The organism is Streptomyces sp. NPDC047017 (assembly GCF_040644175.1).
Taxonomy (GTDB): Bacteria; Actinomycetota; Actinomycetes; order Streptomycetales; family Streptomycetaceae; genus Streptomyces.
The window spans coordinates 227,008-244,165 of the sequence record NZ_JBEYVW010000001.1 but is presented as its reverse complement, the minus strand read 5'-3'; the positions used below and the strand labels follow the sequence as shown (position 1 = coordinate 244,165).

The 17,158-nt window shown below is 73.8% G+C and carries 18 protein-coding genes; 10 read left to right on the top strand and 8 right to left on the bottom strand.

What is annotated here, in order from left to right; translation table 11 throughout:
• The first annotated feature begins 7 nt into the window (after nt 1-7).
• Nucleotides 8-865 (top strand): type I methionyl aminopeptidase, encoded by an 858-nt coding sequence (map, locus tag ABZ858_RS01305; protein ID WP_361370795.1) that lies wholly within the window; start codon nt 8-10, stop codon nt 863-865.
• Between the two features lie 170 nt (nt 866-1,035).
• Here the strand turns inward: map and ABZ858_RS01300 are convergent, their stop codons facing one another.
• A complete protein-coding gene (locus ABZ858_RS01300; RefSeq protein ID WP_361370793.1) occupies nt 1,036-1,680 on the bottom strand; it encodes a PhzF family phenazine biosynthesis protein in 645 nt (214 codons plus the stop codon).
• Between the two features lie 171 nt (nt 1,681-1,851).
• On the opposite strand from ABZ858_RS01300, the gene efeO reads away from it, so the two are divergent.
• Genes efeO through ABZ858_RS01280 form a run of 4 tightly spaced genes read left to right on the top strand, consistent with a single transcriptional unit; the run spans nt 1,852 to nt 6,120 of the window.
• Complete coding sequence (gene efeO / locus ABZ858_RS01295) at nt 1,852-2,991, top strand: iron uptake system protein EfeO (RefSeq protein WP_361370790.1); 1,140 nt, start codon at nt 1,852-1,854, stop codon at nt 2,989-2,991.
• Nucleotides 2,992-3,016: 25 nt separating this feature from the next.
• Complete coding sequence (gene efeB / locus ABZ858_RS01290; RefSeq protein WP_361370787.1) at nt 3,017-4,282, top strand: iron uptake transporter deferrochelatase/peroxidase subunit; 1,266 nt, start codon at nt 3,017-3,019, stop codon at nt 4,280-4,282.
• A 4-nt stretch (nt 4,283-4,286) separates the two neighbouring features.
• Nucleotides 4,287-5,159, top strand: coding sequence for an iron uptake transporter permease EfeU (efeU, locus tag ABZ858_RS01285; protein ID WP_361370784.1), 873 nt, complete (start codon nt 4,287-4,289; stop codon nt 5,157-5,159).
• On the top strand, nt 5,119-6,120 hold the full coding sequence (locus ABZ858_RS01280; RefSeq protein WP_361370781.1) for a hypothetical protein: 1,002 nt from the start codon (nt 5,119-5,121) through the stop codon (nt 6,118-6,120). Before efeU ends, ABZ858_RS01280 begins: the two co-directional genes overlap by 41 nt.
• A 34-nt stretch (nt 6,121-6,154) precedes the next feature.
• Here the strand turns inward: ABZ858_RS01280 and ABZ858_RS01275 are convergent, their stop codons facing one another.
• Nucleotides 6,155-6,892 (bottom strand): bifunctional DNA primase/polymerase, encoded by a 738-nt coding sequence (locus ABZ858_RS01275; protein WP_361370778.1) that lies wholly within the window; start codon nt 6,890-6,892, stop codon nt 6,155-6,157.
• Between the two features lie 191 nt (nt 6,893-7,083).
• Nucleotides 7,084-7,698, bottom strand: a complete 615-nt coding sequence (locus ABZ858_RS01270) for a TetR/AcrR family transcriptional regulator (RefSeq protein ID WP_361370775.1) — start codon at nt 7,696-7,698, stop codon at nt 7,084-7,086.
• Nucleotides 7,699-7,831: 133 nt separating this feature from the next.
• Between ABZ858_RS01270 and ddaH the strand changes: the two genes are divergently transcribed.
• On the top strand, nt 7,832-8,692 hold the full coding sequence (ddaH, locus tag ABZ858_RS01265; RefSeq protein ID WP_361370772.1) for a dimethylargininase: 861 nt from the start codon (nt 7,832-7,834) through the stop codon (nt 8,690-8,692).
• A gap of 34 nt (nt 8,693-8,726) precedes the next feature.
• On the opposite strand, the gene ABZ858_RS01260 is transcribed toward ddaH, so the two are convergent.
• From ABZ858_RS01260 to ABZ858_RS01250, 3 genes are all read right to left on the bottom strand, one after another.
• Entirely contained in the window at nt 8,727-9,725 is a 999-nt protein-coding gene (locus tag ABZ858_RS01260) for a small ribosomal subunit Rsm22 family protein (RefSeq protein ID WP_361370769.1), read from the bottom strand.
• 222 nt (nt 9,726-9,947) lie between these two features.
• Nucleotides 9,948-11,132, bottom strand: coding sequence for a serine hydrolase domain-containing protein (locus ABZ858_RS01255; RefSeq protein WP_361370766.1), 1,185 nt, complete (start codon nt 11,130-11,132; stop codon nt 9,948-9,950).
• Entirely contained in the window at nt 11,075-12,493 is a 1,419-nt protein-coding gene (locus tag ABZ858_RS01250; RefSeq protein WP_361370763.1) for a multidrug effflux MFS transporter, read from the bottom strand. The genes ABZ858_RS01255 and ABZ858_RS01250 overlap by 58 nt, the downstream gene beginning before the upstream one ends.
• A gap of 253 nt (nt 12,494-12,746) precedes the next feature.
• Here ABZ858_RS01250 and ABZ858_RS01245 point away from each other — a divergent pair, with 253 nt between their 5' ends.
• A complete protein-coding gene (locus ABZ858_RS01245; RefSeq protein ID WP_361370760.1) occupies nt 12,747-13,505 on the top strand; it encodes an SDR family oxidoreductase in 759 nt (252 codons plus the stop codon).
• A gap of 392 nt (nt 13,506-13,897) precedes the next feature.
• Here the strand turns inward: ABZ858_RS01245 and ABZ858_RS01240 are convergent, their stop codons facing one another.
• Nucleotides 13,898-15,121: a D-alanyl-D-alanine carboxypeptidase gene (locus ABZ858_RS01240; protein WP_361371911.1), complete on the bottom strand. Its 1,224-nt coding sequence runs from the start codon at nt 15,119-15,121 to the stop codon at nt 13,898-13,900.
• 468 nt (nt 15,122-15,589) lie between these two features.
• Here ABZ858_RS01240 and ABZ858_RS01235 point away from each other — a divergent pair, with 468 nt between their 5' ends.
• Nucleotides 15,590-16,135 (top strand): DoxX family membrane protein, encoded by a 546-nt coding sequence (locus tag ABZ858_RS01235; protein WP_361370757.1) that lies wholly within the window; start codon nt 15,590-15,592, stop codon nt 16,133-16,135.
• 67 nt (nt 16,136-16,202) lie between these two features.
• Entirely contained in the window at nt 16,203-16,577 is a 375-nt protein-coding gene (locus tag ABZ858_RS01230; protein ID WP_361370754.1) for a MazG-like family protein, read from the top strand.
• Nucleotides 16,578-16,660: 83 nt separating this feature from the next.
• Here ABZ858_RS01230 and ABZ858_RS01225 read toward each other — a convergent pair whose 3' ends face one another.
• A complete protein-coding gene (locus ABZ858_RS01225; RefSeq protein WP_361370751.1) occupies nt 16,661-16,783 on the bottom strand; it encodes a hypothetical protein in 123 nt (40 codons plus the stop codon).
• Between the two features lie 32 nt (nt 16,784-16,815).
• Here ABZ858_RS01225 and ABZ858_RS01220 point away from each other — a divergent pair, with 32 nt between their 5' ends.
• Nucleotides 16,816-17,130 carry a hypothetical protein gene (locus tag ABZ858_RS01220; RefSeq protein WP_361370748.1) on the top strand — a complete coding sequence of 105 codons (315 nt, stop codon included), beginning with the start codon at nt 16,816-16,818 and terminating at the stop codon, nt 17,128-17,130.
• Nucleotides 17,131-17,158: the final 28 nt, after the last annotated feature.

The window sequence follows — 17,158 nt, the reverse complement described above, 5'->3', positions numbered from 1 at the left end:
CACCGGCATGTCCGCCCAGTCGCTGCTCGTCCCCGGGGAGATCTCCCCCACCCGTTCCGTGCCCGGAAACATCCGCCGCCCCGAGTACGTCGGCAAGCCCGCGCCGAAGCCGTACACCGGGCCGGAGGCGCAGACACCGGAGACCGTCGAGGCGATGCGGATCGCCGGGCGGATCGCCGCGCGGGCCATGGAGGAGGCCGCCCGGCACATCGCGCCGGGCGTCACCACGGACGAGCTGGACCGGGTGGCGCACGCGTACATGTGCGACCACGGCGCCTACCCGTCCACGCTCGGCTACCGCGGCTTCCCCAAGTCGCTGTGCACCTCGGTCAACGAGGTGATCTGCCACGGCATCCCGGACTCGACGGTGCTGCGGGACGGCGACATCGTCAACCTCGACGTGACGGCGTACATCGGCGGCGTGCACGGCGACAACAACGCCACCTATCTCGTCGGCGACGTGGACGAGGAGAGCCGCCTGTTGGTCGAGCGCACCCGCGAGGCCCTGAACCGGGCGATCAAGGCGGTCCGGCCGGGCCGGCAGCTCAACATCATCGGCCGGGTCATCGAGTCCTACGCCAAGCGCTTCGGCTACGGCGTCGTCCGCGACTTCACCGGCCACGGCATCAGCACGGCCTTCCACTCCGGCCTGGTCGTCCCGCACTACGACAGCCCGCACGCCACCACGGTCATCCAGCCCGGCATGACCTTCACGATCGAGCCGATGCTCACGCTCGGCACCATCGAGTACGACGTCTGGGAGGACGGCTGGACCGTCGTCACCAGGGACCGCCGGCGCACCGCCCAGTTCGAGCACACGCTGGTGGTCACGGACGCGGGCGCGGAGATCCTGACGCTGCCGTAGGGCCTGACCGGGCGGTCACCGAGGGGGCGTGACGGTGATGTCCCCGTTGCCGGTGGCCAGGTCGAGCCGGCGGGTGCCCGGCCCCCACGAGGCCGTCGGCGTCGGCGCGTTCCCGCTGAGCGGGGCCGCGCGGCCGGACGGAGGAGGGCTCCGGCTGCCGGGCGGGGCGCTCAGCGTTCCAGTACGACCCGGCCGCCGATCTCCACCCAGCCGTCCGGCTGCGGTGCCGTGAGGATCTGGGAGCCCGCCCCCTGGGTGATGTTGAGGGCGCGGCCGAGCCGGGCCGTCAGCAGCAGGGCCGCGGCGCCCGTCGCCTCGTCCTCCTCGATGCCGTCGCCGCGGCCCGGGAAGGCGCGGGCCCGGACCCGCCCGGCCGGTTCGTCCTCCCAGGCCCAGGCGTAGATCCACTCGCCCGGCGCGGGGACGGCGAGGTCGTCGATCTCGGCGGCGCCGGCGTACTGGCGCAGGGTGCGCGGCGGGGCCCACTCCGGGCGGGCCTCGATCCAGGTGAACTCGCCGTCCATGCGGGTGCCGACCGGGCCGGCCGGGGTGAGGAGTTCGGGGACGTCCAGGAGCCAGGCCGCGCCCACGCAGGGGTGCCCGGCGAAGGGCAGGCGCAGGGTGGGCGTGTAGATGTCGAGGACACCGCGCTCGGGGTCGTCGACGAACACCGTCTCGCTGAAACCGAGTTTGGCGGCCAGCGCCTGGCGGTCGTCCCGGCCGGGGACCGTCTCGCCGTCCCGGACGACGCCCAGTTCGTTGCCGTAGCCGCCGAGCGGCCCGCAGAAGACGCGCAGCACGTCGTAGTCAGTCACCAGGGCATTGAAGCACCACCCCGGCGGCCACCGCGTCCCCTGCGGCCGGGCCGCGGGACAGGGCCGGCGGGCGGTGCGGATGAGAGCTGAATCACGAACACCGCGGGTATGGGTGAGGTTAGCCTCATGTAAGTTAGGGCAGCCTCACCGACTTGTCCTCATGGAGCCAGCATGCGAGCCGTCCGACTCTCCGTCGTCACCGCCGCCGCCACCGCGGCCGCTCTGACCGCCCTGACGGCGTGCACCGCGAAGAGCGACGCCAAGGACGGTGACGCCATCCAGGTCACCGCCGCCGACTCGACGTGCGACACCTCCGCCACGACCGCGCCGGCCGGTCAGGTCACCCTGAAGATAGAGAACAAGGGCTCCCGGGCGACCGAGGTGGAGATCCTCTTCCCGGACGACCGGATCGTCTCCGAGAAGGAGAACATCGGCCCGGGCACCAAGTACACGCTGACCGCCGAGATCAAGGCGGGCTCCTACGAGATCGCCTGCCGGCCCGGCATGAAGGGCCACGGTGTGCGGCAGAAGCTCACCGTCACCGGCGCGGGCGCCTCCGCCAAGCGCAACCCGGAGCTGGACAAGGCGGTCGCCGAGTACCGCCAGTACGCCCAGGACCAGGCCGACGCGACCGTGCCGCTCGCCCAGAAGTTCGCCGACGCCATCAAGGCCGGCGACCTGGAGGCCGCCAAGAAGGCGTACGCGCCCTCGCGCGTCGGCTGGGAGCGCACCGAGCCGGTCGCCGAGTCCTTCGGTGACATCGACCCGAAGACCGACACCCGCGCCGACGGCCTGGAGCAGGGCCAGAAGTGGACCGGCTGGCACCGCCTGGAGAAGGCGCTGTGGCAGGACAAGAAGATCGGCACGGAGGAGAAGTCCCTCGCCGACCAGCTGGTGAGCGACCTGAAGAACTGGCAGCAGCGGGTCGGCAAGGCGGAGATCACCCCCACCTCCATGGCCAACGGTGCCAAGGAACTCCTCGACGAGGTCGCCACCGGCAAGGTCACCGGCGAGGAGGACCGCTACTCGCACACCGACCTCGTCGACTTCAAGGCCAACGTGGAGGGCGCGCAGAAGGCGTACGAACTCCTCAAGCCGGTCGCGCAGAAGAACGACCCCGCGCTGACCAAGGACCTGGACAAGCAGTTCACCTCGCTGAACGCCGTCCTGGACAAGTACCGCACGGACAAGACGTCCTACGATTTCGTCTCCTACGACAAGGTCGGCAAGGACCAGCGCAAGGAGCTGTCGGACGCGGTGAACGCGCTCGCCGAGCCGCTGTCCAAGCTCGCCGCCGCGGTCGTGAAGTAACAGCGGGAGAAGCAGGGGTCGGAGCATGGCAGACGAGCAGCAGGACCGGGCCGCCGCGCCCTCCCGCCGCGCGCTGATCGGCTGGGGCGGGGCCGGGCTGGCGCTCGGCGCCGTCGCGGCCGGCGGCGCGGTGGCGGTGGCCGAGAGCGACGGCGGGAGCGCGGCGGACGCCGACTCCGGCGGGGCGGTGGCGTTCCACGGCGCCCACCAGGCGGGCATCGCCACCCCCGTGCAGGACCGGCTGCACTTCGCCGCGTTCGACGTGAAGACCGACGACCGCGCCGAGTTCGTCCAGCTCCTCAAGGACTGGACGGCCGCCGCGCGCCGGATGACCGCCGGGCAGCCGGTGGGCGAGGGCGCGTACGGCGGGCTGGCCGAGGCGCCGCCCGACGACACCGGCGAGGCGCTGGGCCTCAAGCCGTCCCGGCTGACCCTCACCCTCGGCTTCGGGCCCACCCTGTTCGACAGGTTCGGCCTGAAGGACCGGCGGCCGGCCGCCCTGGTGGACCTGCCGCCGTTCCCCGGCGACAACCTGGACCGCTCCCGCACCGGCGGCGACCTGTGCGTCCAGGCGTGCGCGGACGACCCGCAGGTGGCCGTGCACGCCATCCGCAACCTGGCCCGCATCGGCTTCGGCACGGTCGCCGTGCGCTGGTCGCAGCTCGGCTTCGGCAAGACCTCCTCGACCACCCCGGGCGCCCAGACCCCGCGCAACCTCATGGGGTTCAAGGACGGCACCCGCAACATCGCGGGCACCGAGCCGGACCGGCTGGCGAAGTACGTGTGGGCCGGCGCCGGCGACGGCGGCGCGAAGGACGCCTGGATGGCCGGGGGTTCCTACCTCGTCGCGCGGCGCATCCGGATGAACATCGAGACCTGGGACCGCACCTCGCTCCAGGAGCAGGAGGACGTCTTCGGCCGGGACAAGGGCGAGGGCGCGCCGGTCGGCAAGGCCAAGGAACGCGACGAACCGTTCCTGCCCGCCATGAAGCCCGACGCGCATGTGCGCCTGGCACACCCCGACTCCAACGGCGGGATCACGATCCTGCGCCGCGGCTACTCCTTCACCGACGGCACGGACGGCCTGGGCCGGCTGGACGCGGGCCTGTTCTTCCTGGCCTACCAGCGCGATGTGCGCAAGGGGTTCGTGCCGTTGCAGCGCAGCCTGTCGGCGCACGACGCGCTCAACGAGTACATCCAGCACGTGGGTTCGGCGGTCTTCGCGGTACCGCCCGGCGTACGTGACGCGCACGACTGGTGGGGCCGCACCCTGCTGTCCGAGGAGGCGTAGGTCCGTGTTCTCCAACTACCTGATCGGTCTGCGCGAGGGGCTGGAGGCCAGCCTCGTCGTGTGCATCCTCATCGCCTATCTGGTCAAGACCGGCCGCCGGGACGCCCTGCGGCCGATCTGGACGGGCATCGCGATCGCCATCGTGCTCGCCCTGGGCTTCGGCTGTGTGCTGGAGTTCGGCTCGCAGGAGATGACGTTCCAGGCGCAGGAGGCGCTCGGCGGTTCGCTGTCGGTCGTCGCGGTGGGCCTGGTGACCTGGATGGTCTTCTGGATGCGGCGCACCGCCCGGCACCTGAAGGCCGAGCTGCACGGCAAGCTGGACCAGGCGCTGGCCATGGGCACCGGCGCGCTGGTCGCCACCGCGTTCCTCGCGGTGGGCCGGGAGGGCCTGGAGACCGCGCTGTTCGTGTGGGCGTCCGTGCACGCCGCCTCCGACGGCACCCCGCGCCCGGTGATCGGCGTCGCGCTCGGCCTGGCCACCGCCGTGCTCCTCGGCTGGCTGTTCTACCGGGGCGCGGTGCGGATCAACCTCGCCAAGTTCTTCACCTGGACCGGCGCCATGCTGGTCGTGGTCGCGGCGGGCGTGCTCGCCTACGGCTTCCACGACCTCCAGGAGGCCGGCTGGCTGCCCGGGCTGACGCACCTGGCCTTCGACATCAGCAACACGATCGAGCCGGACAGCTGGTACGGCACCCTGCTCAAGGGCGTGTTCAACTTCCAGCCCGACCCGACGGTCCTTCAGGTCACGGTGTGGCTGCTGTACCTGATCCCGGCGCTCGCGCTGTTCTTCGCCCCGGTAGGGTTCGCCTCCGGGAAGGGGAAGGTGAAGGGTGCTGATGAGCAGGGTTCGCGGCCCTCGGAGGCTTCGCAGGCTTGAGCGGGGGGCGCTGCTCGCAGCCGCGGTGACCGCGCTGTCGCTGACGGCGAGCGGGTGCGTGGTGGTGCACGGGGAGCGCGAGGTGCTCCCGGCGGCCACCCGCGCGGAGGCCGCCACGGCGCTCAGGCAGTTCACCGACGCGTACAACAAGGCCGACAAGGCGTACGACAGTTCGCTGGACGCGGGACACGTCACCGGCGCGCTCGGCGCGATCGACGCGGCGCGGCTGAAGGCGGGCCACGCCAACCACCCGGGCGGCAACCCGGCGCACACGGATCTCACGCTGACGGACGTGACGTACACGATCCCGAAGAAGGCCGGCTGGCCGCGCTGGTTCCTCGCCGACGCGAAGGGCAACAAGGGCGGCACCGCGCGCTGGCTGCTGGTGTTCACCCGGACCGGACCCGGCGCGAGCTGGCAGGTGGCGTATCTGACGCTGGTCGCGCCCGGCACCGTACCGAGGTTCACGCGGGACCAGGACGGCTGGGCGCAGGCCGTGCCCGCCGGCTCCGCGGACCTGGCCGCCGCGCCCGGCGGGCTGAGCCAGGAGTACGCGGCCTACCTGAAGAGCGGCGGGAAGACGTTCGCGGACGGGCCGCACACCAGCGACTGGCGGGCCCAGCGCGCGCACGACGGGTCGCGGCCGGGCCTGGCCACGCAGTACATCGACGAGCCGCTGGCCGGCGGGGCCTACCCGCCGGTGGCGCTGCGCACCGAGGACGGCGGCGCGCTGGTGTTCTTCGCCACCCACCACTACCAGAAGCAGACGGCCGCCGAGGGCACCTCGGTGCCCGCCCCGAACGCGGATGTGCGGGCGCTGACCAAGGGCGAGATCAAGCAGTCGCTGACGATGGAGTTCGTCTCCACCGAGGTGGCCCTCGACCCGGTGCGGGGCGCGTCCGGGGGCAGGGTGTCGGTGCTGGGACGGGTGCAGGGGCTGACGTCGGCGCAGGGCGGCTAGAGGTCCGGTCACCGCTGTTCCGGCGCCGCGCCGGTCAGTGGCTGAGGGGCCAGGCAGCGGTCGCGTGGCCGGGCTCGCGGCCCGCGTGGCGGGCGCAGGCGTCGGTGAGGGACTCCAGGAGGGTGAGCGGGTCGGGCAGCGGATGCTCGGGGCCGTGCACCCAGCGCACCGCGCGGCCGTCGTCGCCGGGCAGCCGGGCCGGCGGCACCAGCACGTAGGAGCCGCGGCAGTGCCAGCGCAGCCCCGGGTGCTCGTCCATGGTCTCCGGGTGGCAGTCCAGCTCGCAGGGCCACCACTCGTCCTCGTCCTCGGGGGTGCCGCGGGTGAGGGTGAAGAACAGCATGCGGCCGTCGTCGCTCTCGGCGACCGGGCCGACCTCGACACCGGTGGCGAGCAGCCGCTCCAGGGCCTCCCGGCCGGCCTCCAGCGGCACGTCCAGCACGTCGTGGGTCATGCCGGTCGCGGTGATGAAGTTCGCCTGCGGCTGGTGCCGGGCCCAGCGCTCGACCTGCGCGCGGTCGGTGGTGGACTGCGTCTGCCAGGCGAAGGACACCGGGTGCCGGGCGGGTGTGGGACAGCCGACGCGATCGCAGGAACAGCCGTAGCCGGCCGCCGGGTGCGCGGCGGGCGCCAGCGGCAGTCCCGCGGCGGCGGCGGCGACCAGCAGGGCCTCGCGGCCGCCGTCCCCGGCGGTCTCCTTCGGGCGGCGTCCGCGCAGCCACTGGGAGATTTTGCCCTGCCGGCCGGTACGGCCGCCGAACTCCGCGCTCATCTATCCCCTCGCCTCGCTGGTGTGGACAGCATGCTCCATGGTCCCACCATCCTGCGCCTTCGGTGACCGGAGCCCGCATCCGGGGTCACCGGCGGGGGCGCGGCGGGCGCACGGCCGCCTTCCGTGCGCGGGCTCAGCGCGGGCCCGGGACGGGGGCGCGGCAGGGGGGGCACCAGGGGTTCAGGGGGGGCTCAGCGGGGCGCGAGGCCGTGCAGGGCGTAGTCCACGAGGGTGTCGGTGTACTCGTACGTGAGGGGTCCGGTGTATTGCAGCCAGCGCTGGGCGATCGGGGAGACGAAGAGTTCCAGGGCGATGCGCGGGTCCGCGTCGGGGCGTACGGCGCCGGCGTCCTGGGCGGCGCGCAGCCGGTGCACGTACAGCTGGAGCTGCGGCTCCAGCAGCTCGGCCACGAGCTGCCGGCCGAGCTGCTCGTTGACCAGGCCCTCGGCGGCCAGCGCCCGGGCCGGCGCGGTGAACCTCGGGTCGGACATCTGGTCGACGGTCAGGCGCAGCACGGCCTTGAGGTCGGCGGCGAGGTCACCGGTGTCGGGGATCTCGTACGGGACCTGCCCGGCGTCCCGGGCGGCCTGTTCGGCCAGGTCGAGGAAGGCTTCCAGGAGGACGTCCGCCTTGGAGGGCCACCAGCGGTAGATGGTCTGCTTGCCGACGCCGGCGCGGGCGGCGATCGCCTCGATCGTGGTCCTCGGGTAGCCGGTCTCGGCGACGAGGGCGAGGGCGGCGTCGTAGATCGCGCGGCGGGACCGCTCGCTGCGGCGGGCGGCGTCGGGGGCGGGCTTCTTGACCATGGGCCGACGGTAGCAGGGGGGTGAGACGGGGCGTCTCGCCGTCGGGCGCCGCTGCCCGCGGGCCCTGCCCGCCACTCCGGCGGGCGACGCCGGGGCCGCCGTCCGCGCGCGCGACGGCCGCGGGCGACGCACCATGGCAGCAAGCGACCCCCGGCTGTCCGAGGAGCCCGCCTTGGCCGTGTCCCGCAGCGCCACACCCCGGCGCTACCTGATGTGCCCGCCCGCGCACTTCACCGTCGCCTGCTCCGACAACCCCTGGACGGACCCGGCCAAGCCGGTCGACCGGGCGCTGGCCGTCGCCCAGTGGGAGCAGTTGCGCACGGTGTACCGGACCCTGGGGCACACCGTCGAGGAACTCGCCCCGGAGCCGGAGCTGCCTGACATGGTGTTCACGGCGAACGGCGCCACCGTCGTCGACGGCCGGGTGTTCGGCGCCCGCTTCGCCCATCCGCGGCGCGAGCCGGAGGCCGAGGCCCACCTGCGGTGGTTCGCCGAGCACGGATTCGGGCGGCTGCACATGCCCGTCCACATCAACGAGGGCGAGGGCGAGTTCGCCGTCACCTCCTCGGTCCTGCTGGCCGGGCAGGGCTTCCGGACGAATCCGCTCGCGCACGGCGAGGCGCAGGAGTTCTTCGGGCGCCCGGTGATCGGCCTTGAGCTGACCGACGCCCGCTTCTACCACCTCGGCCTGGCGCTGGCCGTCCTGGACGACACGGCGGGCGAGGTGGCCTACCACCCGCCGGCCTTCTCCCCCGGCAGCCGGGAGGTGCTGCGCCGGCTGTTCCCGGACGCGCTGCTGGCGAGCGAGGAGGACGCGGCCGCCTTCGGGCTGAGCGCGGTCAGCGACGGCCTGCACGTGGTGCTGCCGCAGGCGGCCGCCGGGCTGTTCGGGCCGCTGCGGGAGCGCGGCTTCGAACCGGTCGGCGTGGACCTGAGCGAGCTGCACAAGAGCGGCGGCGGGGTGAAGGGCTGCACGCTGGAGCTACGGAGCTGAGTCCGCCGGAGGGGAGCCGTGTCCTCCGGAGGGGCTACGGGGCTGTGTCCTCCGGAGGCGGCCAGGGGTCGCCCCAGTCGGTGTCGCGGGCCGCCTTGTACAGCTCGCCGTGGCGTTTGGTGACCGTACGGCGGCGCAGTCGCTCGTCCGGCTCGCACAGGTCAAGCAGCACCTGGCCCTTGCGGATCTGCGGGCGCCGCACGACCCGGGCGGGCGCGGGGGCGGCCGGCAGGCGGGTGGCGGCCACGTAGCCGAACTTCTCGTCCTCGTAGGCGAGGGAGCCGCCCTTGACCTGCCGGTGCAGGGAGGACCGGCTGACCCGGGCCGAGAAGTGGCACCAGTCGGTGCCGGGCACGATGGGACAGGCGGCGCTGTGCGGGCAGGGCGCGGCGATGCGGAGACCGGCCGCGATCAGCCGGTCGCGGGCCTCCATCAGCCGCGCGTACCCGGCCGGGGTGCCGGCCTCGACGATCACGACGGTCCGCGCGGCGGCAGCGGCGGCGTCGACGACGTGGGCGCGGTCGTCCTCGGTCAGCTCGTTCAGGACGTAGGAGACGGTGACGAGGTCGGTCTCGCCGAGGGTGAGGCCGGCGCCGATCCGGGCCCGCTGCCAGCGGGTTCCGCCGAGCGCGGGGTGGGCGGCGGCGATCTCCCGGCCGAGGGCGAGCGCGGGTTCCGCCCAGTCGAGCACCGTCACCGGGCGGGTGCCGTCCCAAGTGGCGGCGACGGCCCAGGTCGCGGCGCCCGTGCCGCCGCCGACGTCGACATGGCTGCCGGGTGCCCAGCCGGGCACGGTCGCGGCGAACGCGGTCAGCGCGGCGCGCACCGCCTCGAAGGTGGCCGGCATCCGGTACGCGGCGTACGCGGCCACGTCGGCGCGGTCGCGCAGGATGGGTGCGTCGGTCGGGGTGCTGCCCCGGTAGTTCGCGATCAGCCGCTCCACGGCTCCTGCGGCCTGGCGCGGCGGAAGGCCGTCCAGCAGGCCGGAGAGCGCGGCACGGAGGGTCTCCGACGGGGGTACGGCGTCGTTCACCGCACGATTCTCTCAGGTTGGGGGTGGGGGACGGACCGCGTGGGGTGGGGTGGGTGGGGTCGCGTGGGCGGGTGCGGGTGGGTGGGGGCTGGTCGCGCAGTTCCCCGCGCCCCTGGGGGGGGGCGGGGGCCGGATGGCCGGGTGCCGGTCGGTGGGGTTGAGCGCGCGGTTCCCCGCGCCCCTGGTGGGGCGCGAGCGCCCGCGGCGGCCGCAGCCGCCCCCCTACTTTCCCCGTACCGCCCTGGCCAGGCAGGTTGCCGCTGCGGCTCGGGGCTTGCTGTTCGGGGGGCGGCGGCGGGGGTGGACCGTGTTGGCCAGCAGGACGAGGAAGGTGTCGGTCACCGGGTCCAGGACCACCGAGGTGCCGGTGAACCCCGCGTGCCCGGCCGCGCCGCGCCCCGCCAGTTCGCCCATGAAGTAGGGCTGGTCCACCGCGAAGCCGAGTCCGGGCGGCGCCAGCAGCAGTTCGACGAAGTCGGGGCCGAGGATGCGGGCGGGACCGTAGGAGCCGCCCGCGAGCAGGGTGCGGCAGAAGATCGCCAGGTCGGGTGCCGTGGAGAACAGTCCGGCGTGCCCCGCGACGCCGCCCAGTGCCCAGGCGTTCTCGTCGTGCACCTCGCCCCGCAGCATCCCGCGCTCCGCCTTGGCCCACGGCCGCCGCTGGTCCTCGGTGGCCGCCGCGCCGGGGCACGGCCCGAAGCCGGTGGCCGCCATGCCCAGCGGGCGGGTGATCCCCTCGTGGACGAGGACGTCCAGCGGGCGGCCGGTGACGCGTTCCAGGACGTGCTGGAGCAGGAGCATGTTCAGGTCGGAGTACGTGTAGGTGCCGGGCACGCCCACCGGCGGCTCGGCCCGCAGCATCGCCAGCCGGGAGGCCGGGTCCGGGCGGTCGTACAGCGGCAGCTCGGGGCGCAGCCCGGAGGTGTGGGTGAGCAGCTGCCGTACGGTGATGCCGTGCACGGCGGCGGCGTGGAACTCCGGCAGGTACGCCCCCACCAGCGCGTCGATGCCCAGAGTTCCCCGCTCGATCTGCTGCACCGCCGCGACCGCCGTGAACAGCTTGGTGACGGAGGCCAGGTCGAAGGGGGTGTCGACGGTCGCCGGTACGCGTTCCTCGGGCGCCAGTTCGATGCCGTGGTCGGTGCCGGGGTCGTAGGACGCGTACCGCACGGCCCAGCCCGCCGCCTCGGACACGGCGACGACCGGGCCGCGTCCGGCGACCACGACGGCGCCCGCCGCCCAGGGGCGCTCCCCGGCGGTGAGGGCGTGCACCTCGTGGACGAGGTGGCGCAGTTCGGCGGGATCGAGTCCGGCTCTCTCCGGTGTGTCCCGGCGCAGTCTCGGTGCGCTCAGTTCTCCGCTCCCTCTCCCTGCCCGCCCGCGGGCGCGTGCCGCCAGGGACGGCACATTCCCACGAAGCAGGCGAGCGCCACCAGGGACGCGGCCAACTGGACGATCGCCATGGGCACGGCGGTGTGCTCCCCGGCGATCCCGACGAGCGGGGAAGCGACGGCGCCGATGAGGAAGGAGGACGTGCCGAGCAGCGCGGAGGCGGACCCGGCGTGCTGTTTGGTCCGCATCAGGGCGAGGGCCTGGGTGTTGGGCAGGGTGACGCCCATCGCGGACATCAGCACGAACAGCGCGGTGGCCACCGGAGCGAGGCCGACCTCGCCGAACGCCCCGGCCGCCATCAGCAGCAGCGCGGCCGCCGCCACGATGACCACCACGAGTCCGGCGCCCAGCACCCGGTCCAGGCGGACCCGGCCCACCAGCACCTTGCCGTTGATCTGGCCGACGACGACCAGCCCGACGGAGTTGAGCCCGAACAGCAGGCTGAACGTCTGCGGGGAGGCGCCGTAGATCTCCTGGATCACGAACGGCGAGGCGGATATGTAGGCGAACAGCGAGGCGAAGGCGAAGCCGCCCGCGATCATGTAGCCGGTGAAGGCGCGGTCCGCGAGCAGCCCGCGCATCGAGCCCAGCGCCTGCCCGACTCCCCCTTCGTGCCGCCGTTCGGGCGCCAGCGTCTCCGGGAGCCTGGTCCACACGACCGCCATGAGCAGCACGCCCACCGCCGTGAGGACCACGAACACACCCCGCCAGTCCGTCACCCGCAGGATCTGCCCGCCGATCAGCGGCGCCACGATCGGGGCGACCCCGGAGATCAGCATGAGGGTGGAGAAGAAGCGGGCCATGGCCACACCGTCGTACAGATCGCGTACGACCGCGCGGGCGATGACGATGCCGGCCGCGCCCGCCAGGCCCTGCGCCAGCCGGAAGGCGACCAGCACCTCGACGTTCGGCGCGAGGGCGCACAGGGCGGTGGCGAGGACGTAGACCGCGAGACCGGCGAGGAGCGGGCGGCGGCGGCCCCACCGGTCACTCATCGGGCCGACCACGAGCTGCCCGAGCGCCATGCCGGCCAGGCAGGCGGTGAGCGTGAGCTGCACGGTCGCGGCGGGGGCGTGCAGCGACCGGGTGACCTCCGGGAGCGAGGGGAGGTACATGTCCATCGCCAGCGGGGGCGTGGCGGTGAGGCCGCCGAGGATCAGGGTCACCAGCGCGCCGGTGCGGCGGACCGCGGCGGCGGGTGGCGACGGGGGCGACGGCGGGGCCGCGGACGGGGGTGACGGTGGTGACGCGGACGGGGGCGACGGTGGTGACGCGGACGGGGGTGTGGGCGGTGGCGTGGGTCCCGTGTGCGCGGCGACCGCTTCCGGTACGGCCGCCCGCGGCGTGCGCGGTGCCGGCCCCCCACCCTCGGACATGCGTTCCTCCCTCTCCGACTGGACCGCGACCCATGCTCTCAGCTCGTACACGGTGCCGGGGAACGCTTGACCGAGGGCGGGGCACCGGACACCCGGGATGTCCGGCATGTCTGGTATGCCGGTGACCGGTACGGCACGGGGAGAACAGGAGAAGGTGCCCTGACCGACCCCTTCCGTTTCCGTCACCCCCCTGACATCCGGATGGCGGACCCGGGATTCCGTATGGCGGACTTCCCTCGTACGCTGCGGTGCCATGACTGACACACCCTCGAAGATCGCCGTGGTGACCGGCGCCGGCTCGGGCATCGGGCGGGCCGTCGCCGTGGAGCTGCTGCGCGCGGGCTGGTCCGTGACGCTGGCGGGGCGGCGCTCCGAGCCCCTGGAGGAGACGGCGGCACTGGTGCCCGGGGCCGCCTCCCTCGCCGTCCGCACGGACGTGGCGCGGCCGCAGGACGTGGCCGCGCTGTTCGCCGCGACCGTGGACCGGTTCGGGCGGCTGGGCCTGCTGTTCAACAACGCGGGTACCTTCGGGCCGGGCGGGGTGCCCGTGGAGGAGCTGTCCTTCGACGCCTGGCGGCACGTGGTGGACACCAACCTCAACGGGGCGTTCCTGTGCGCGCAGGCGGCGTACCGGCAGATGAAGGAGCAGGACCCGCAGGGCGGCCGGATCATCAACAACGGCTCGATCTCGGCGCACACGCCCCGGCCGCACTCGGCGCCCTACACCGCCACCAAGCACGCGCTGACCGGCCTGACCAAGGCACTGTCGCTGGACGGGCGGCCGTACCGCATCGCGGTCGGGCAGATCGACATCGGCAACGCGGCCACCGACATGACGGCCCGGATGCGGACCGGCGCCCTCCAGGCGAGCGGCGAGGTGGCGCCGGAGCCGGTGATGGACGTGGCCGATGTGGCGCGCACGGTACGGCACATGGCCGAACTGCCGCTGGAGGCGAACGTGCAGTTCGCGACGGTGCTGGCGACGACGATGCCGTACGTGGGGCGGGGCTGAGCCGGGCCCGGGGCCGGGCGGGGCCCGTGTTCCGCGGCGGCCGTGCCACGCACCGGTGCGCACCCCGCGTGCCCGCGAGGTCCACCCCCAGCCGGTGCCGTGGCACGGCCGCCGCGCCCCTCCCCTCGGATGTGGTCGGTGGGAGCCGATCGCTCCAACTGTGAAGCTCAAGTGAAGGAGGTGTCGAGCATAGGCCGTTCATCGGCCCGTATGACACGGAATATCAGATTCCTTTTGTGCAGATCGCGTTGCGCGGATCGCATTGTGCGGATCGCGCTGTGCGGATCGCGCTGATGGCCGGGCCGGGCCGAGCCGGGGCCGCTCGGCTCGTCCGACCGGCGCGGCGCGGGGCGGGGCAGGGGCAGGGCGGAGCGGGGGCGGGGGCGGACCGCTCAGCGGCGGTGGCGGCCCCCGGTGTCGCGGCCCGGCGCAGCGTCACGCCCCGGCCCGGCGTCACGACCCGGCCCGGCGTCACGACCCGCCGCGGCGTCCCGGGCCGCCGCGCGGCGCCGGCGCAGTGCCCACACCCCGCCGGCGACCAGTGCGGCCGTGCCGCCCGCACCCTCCAGCAGCTGCCAGCCCGAGGGCCCGCCGTCCCCCGCCGCCCCGGGCGCGGCCCCGGTGGCGGCCGCCTTCCGCCCGGGCGACCCGCCCGCCTTCGCCCCGCCCTCGCTCAGCGGCTCCACCAGCGTGCCCACGGCCCGCGCCGCCCGCGCCTGGGTGAAACCCCAGTCGAGCAGGGCGGCGGTCTCCTCGTACACGGCGTTGCTGCCGGCCGCCGGGTGCATCACGGTGACCAGCAGGGTGCGGCCGCCGCGGACGGCGGCGCCGGTGAAGGTGTTCCCGGCGGCGGAGGTGTAACCGTTCTTCACGCCGATCATGCCGTCGTACGTCCTCAGCCCCCACGATCCGGTCAGCAGGCGGTCGGTGTTCTGGATCTGGAAGGTCTTCTTCCCGCCCGCGGGGAAGTCGGCGACGCGGGTGCCGCAGTAGCCGCGGAAGTCGGCGTTCTTCAGCCCGTGCCGGGCGAACAGGGTCAGGTCGTACGCCGAGGAGATCTGCCCCGGGTGGTCGAACCCGTCCGGGCTGACCACATGCGTGTCCAGGGCCTGGAGGTCCTCGGCCTTGGCCTGCATCTCGGCGACGGTCCTGGCGACCCCGCCGTTCATGTGGGCGAGGACGTGCACGGCGTCGTTGCCCGAGCGCAGGAACACGCCCTGCCACAGCTGCTCGACGGTGTAGGTGGTGCCGGCCTGGATGCCGACGAGACTGGAACCGGAGGGGATGTCGGCCAGCTCGGCGGCGGTGACCGTGTGCCGCTCGGTACGGCCGAACTTCGTCAGCACGGTGTCGGCGAACAGCATCTTCAGCGTGGACGCGGGCGCGAGACGGTCGTGCGCGCGGTAGGCGGCGAGCACCTCCCCGGTCTCCCAGTCGGCGAGCAGCCAGGCGCGGGCGGAGAGCTTGGCGGGCAGCCGGGCGGCGCTGCCCGTCTGCGCCTCGGGGCGGGCGAGCCGCTCACCGCCGATCACCGTACCGGCGGCCGCGGCGGCGGGACCCGCGGCGGCCGCGGTGCCGACGCCCGCGGTACCGGCCGCGGCGGCTAGGGCGAACAGGGAGCGCCGGGAGAGGGGGGCGGAGGTACTGGGACTGAGACTGGGACCGCGGTGGGCGGACGAGGTGGAGCTGGGGGACGACGATGCGGAGCGGGGGGACCGGGAGAAGGAATCGCGCACCCGGGGACCGTACAAAGCGAGTGGGGGCGCGCGCACGACGGGTCCTCAAAGGCTGATCAAAAGATCACCAAAGGAGGGACACCGCGTGGCGCATCTCACTCACTCGGCCGCGACGCGATGCCGGACGGTGTGACGCCGCCCACCCGAACGGCGCTCCGGACGGGCCGGGAGCGTGCGCCCGGTGCGACGGTGGAGAGGCGAGTGGAGAGGCGGGGCGAGCGGAGACGCGAAGGTGTGCCGCGCTCCACCGTTCCGACGCCCACGCCCACGCCCATATCCGCATCTATGCCCATCCCCATCTCCATCCCCATATCCCCATGTCCATGTCCTTGCCTCACGGGAGTCAACGTGACCTGTTTCGACCGGCGTGATCTGGGCCTGCTGCTGCTCCGGCTGGGCACCGGCGGGGTGCTGGCGGCGCACGGCGCGCAGAAGCTGCTCGGCTGGTTCGGCGGGGCCGGCCTGGAGGGGACCGGCCGGTTCATGGAGTCCGTGGGCTACCGGCCGGGCAAGGCGAGCGCCATGGCGGCCGGGGTGGCCGAGGCGGGCGGCGGCCTGCTGCTGGCCCTGGGCCTGGCGACCCCGGCGGCGGGCGCGGCGGCGGCCGGTGCGATGGCGGGGGCGGCGGCGGTGCACACGCCGCACGGCTTCTTCGCCCAGAGCGGCGGTTACGAGTACGCCGCCTCCCTGGGCCTGACGACCTGCGGCCTCGCGGTGTCCGGCCCCGGCCGCCTCTCCCTGGACCACGCCCTGGGCCACGCGGTGAACCGCGGCTGGATGGTCCCGGCGGCCTTCGCGGCGACGGCCGCCGGCACGGCCGTGATCCTGGGCGCCCGGGTCAGGTACCTGCGGCGCGAGAAGGAGGGACGGCAGGAGGCGTTGTTCGAAGGGTAGTTCGAGGGATCGTTCGATAGGTGCTCGAAGGGGGGTGGGGCGGCACCACCGTGGCAGGCTGCGCAGCATGAGCGACCAGCACACGCCCGACCCGCCGGCCCCGCACCCCACTCTCGATCTCTGGACCTCCATCGACGAACTGTGGGCGTGGCTGGACGGCCACCGCGCGCAGGACGAGGGCCAGGCCCTCCTGCTGGGCATGCTGAAACTCTCCGAGGAGGTCGGTGAGGCCGCCCAGGCGGTGATCGGCGTGACGGGCCAGAATCCGCGCAAGGGCACCACCCACACCTGGGACGACGTCGAGGCGGAACTCTGCGACGTGGTGATCACGGCCCTGATGGCCCTGCGCACCCTCACCCCGGACGCCCGCGAGGTCTTCACCCGCCACCTGGCGAGGGTCAGGACGCGTTCACTGGGGACGCGGGGCCCGGCTCAACGCTGACGAGCCGGACCGGGGAGCGCGTCGGGGGCGACGGGCCCGGGGACATCGACACGCGCCGCTTGCGGACGCGCGCCCGCACCGGATCACTCCACCTCGGCGAACGACCTGATGTCGCCCAAAGCGTCCTCCGCGATTCCCCCCAGTACGGGATCGCCCAGAAGGCTTTCCAGGCGGGCGACCACGCGAGCGCCGACGATCTTGCGCATCCTCCCCAGATGCCCCACGCACGTCACCGCCAGTGAGCGCAGCTGAGGACATCGTCGCAGGCCACGACGATACCGACGTCGTCAGCGCACTCACCCTGCTCCGCGACCAGCTCAGGCAATGGGGCATCAAGGTCATCTTCACCACCCCGACCGTCGGCTACGCCGACGCCGAATCGGCCGTCGCCGTCACCGACGCCGCGAGCACCTCGGATCCCGCGCCTCTGATGCTCAACGCCGGCGCCGCCCCGAACGACTACGACTCCGGCGACCACGTCAACCTCACCGCCGACGGCTACAGCGCCGTCACCGACGCCATCGACCTGACCGCGCTCGGCCCCGACAGCTGAACAGCACCCAGCACCCCGTATGCCCGGC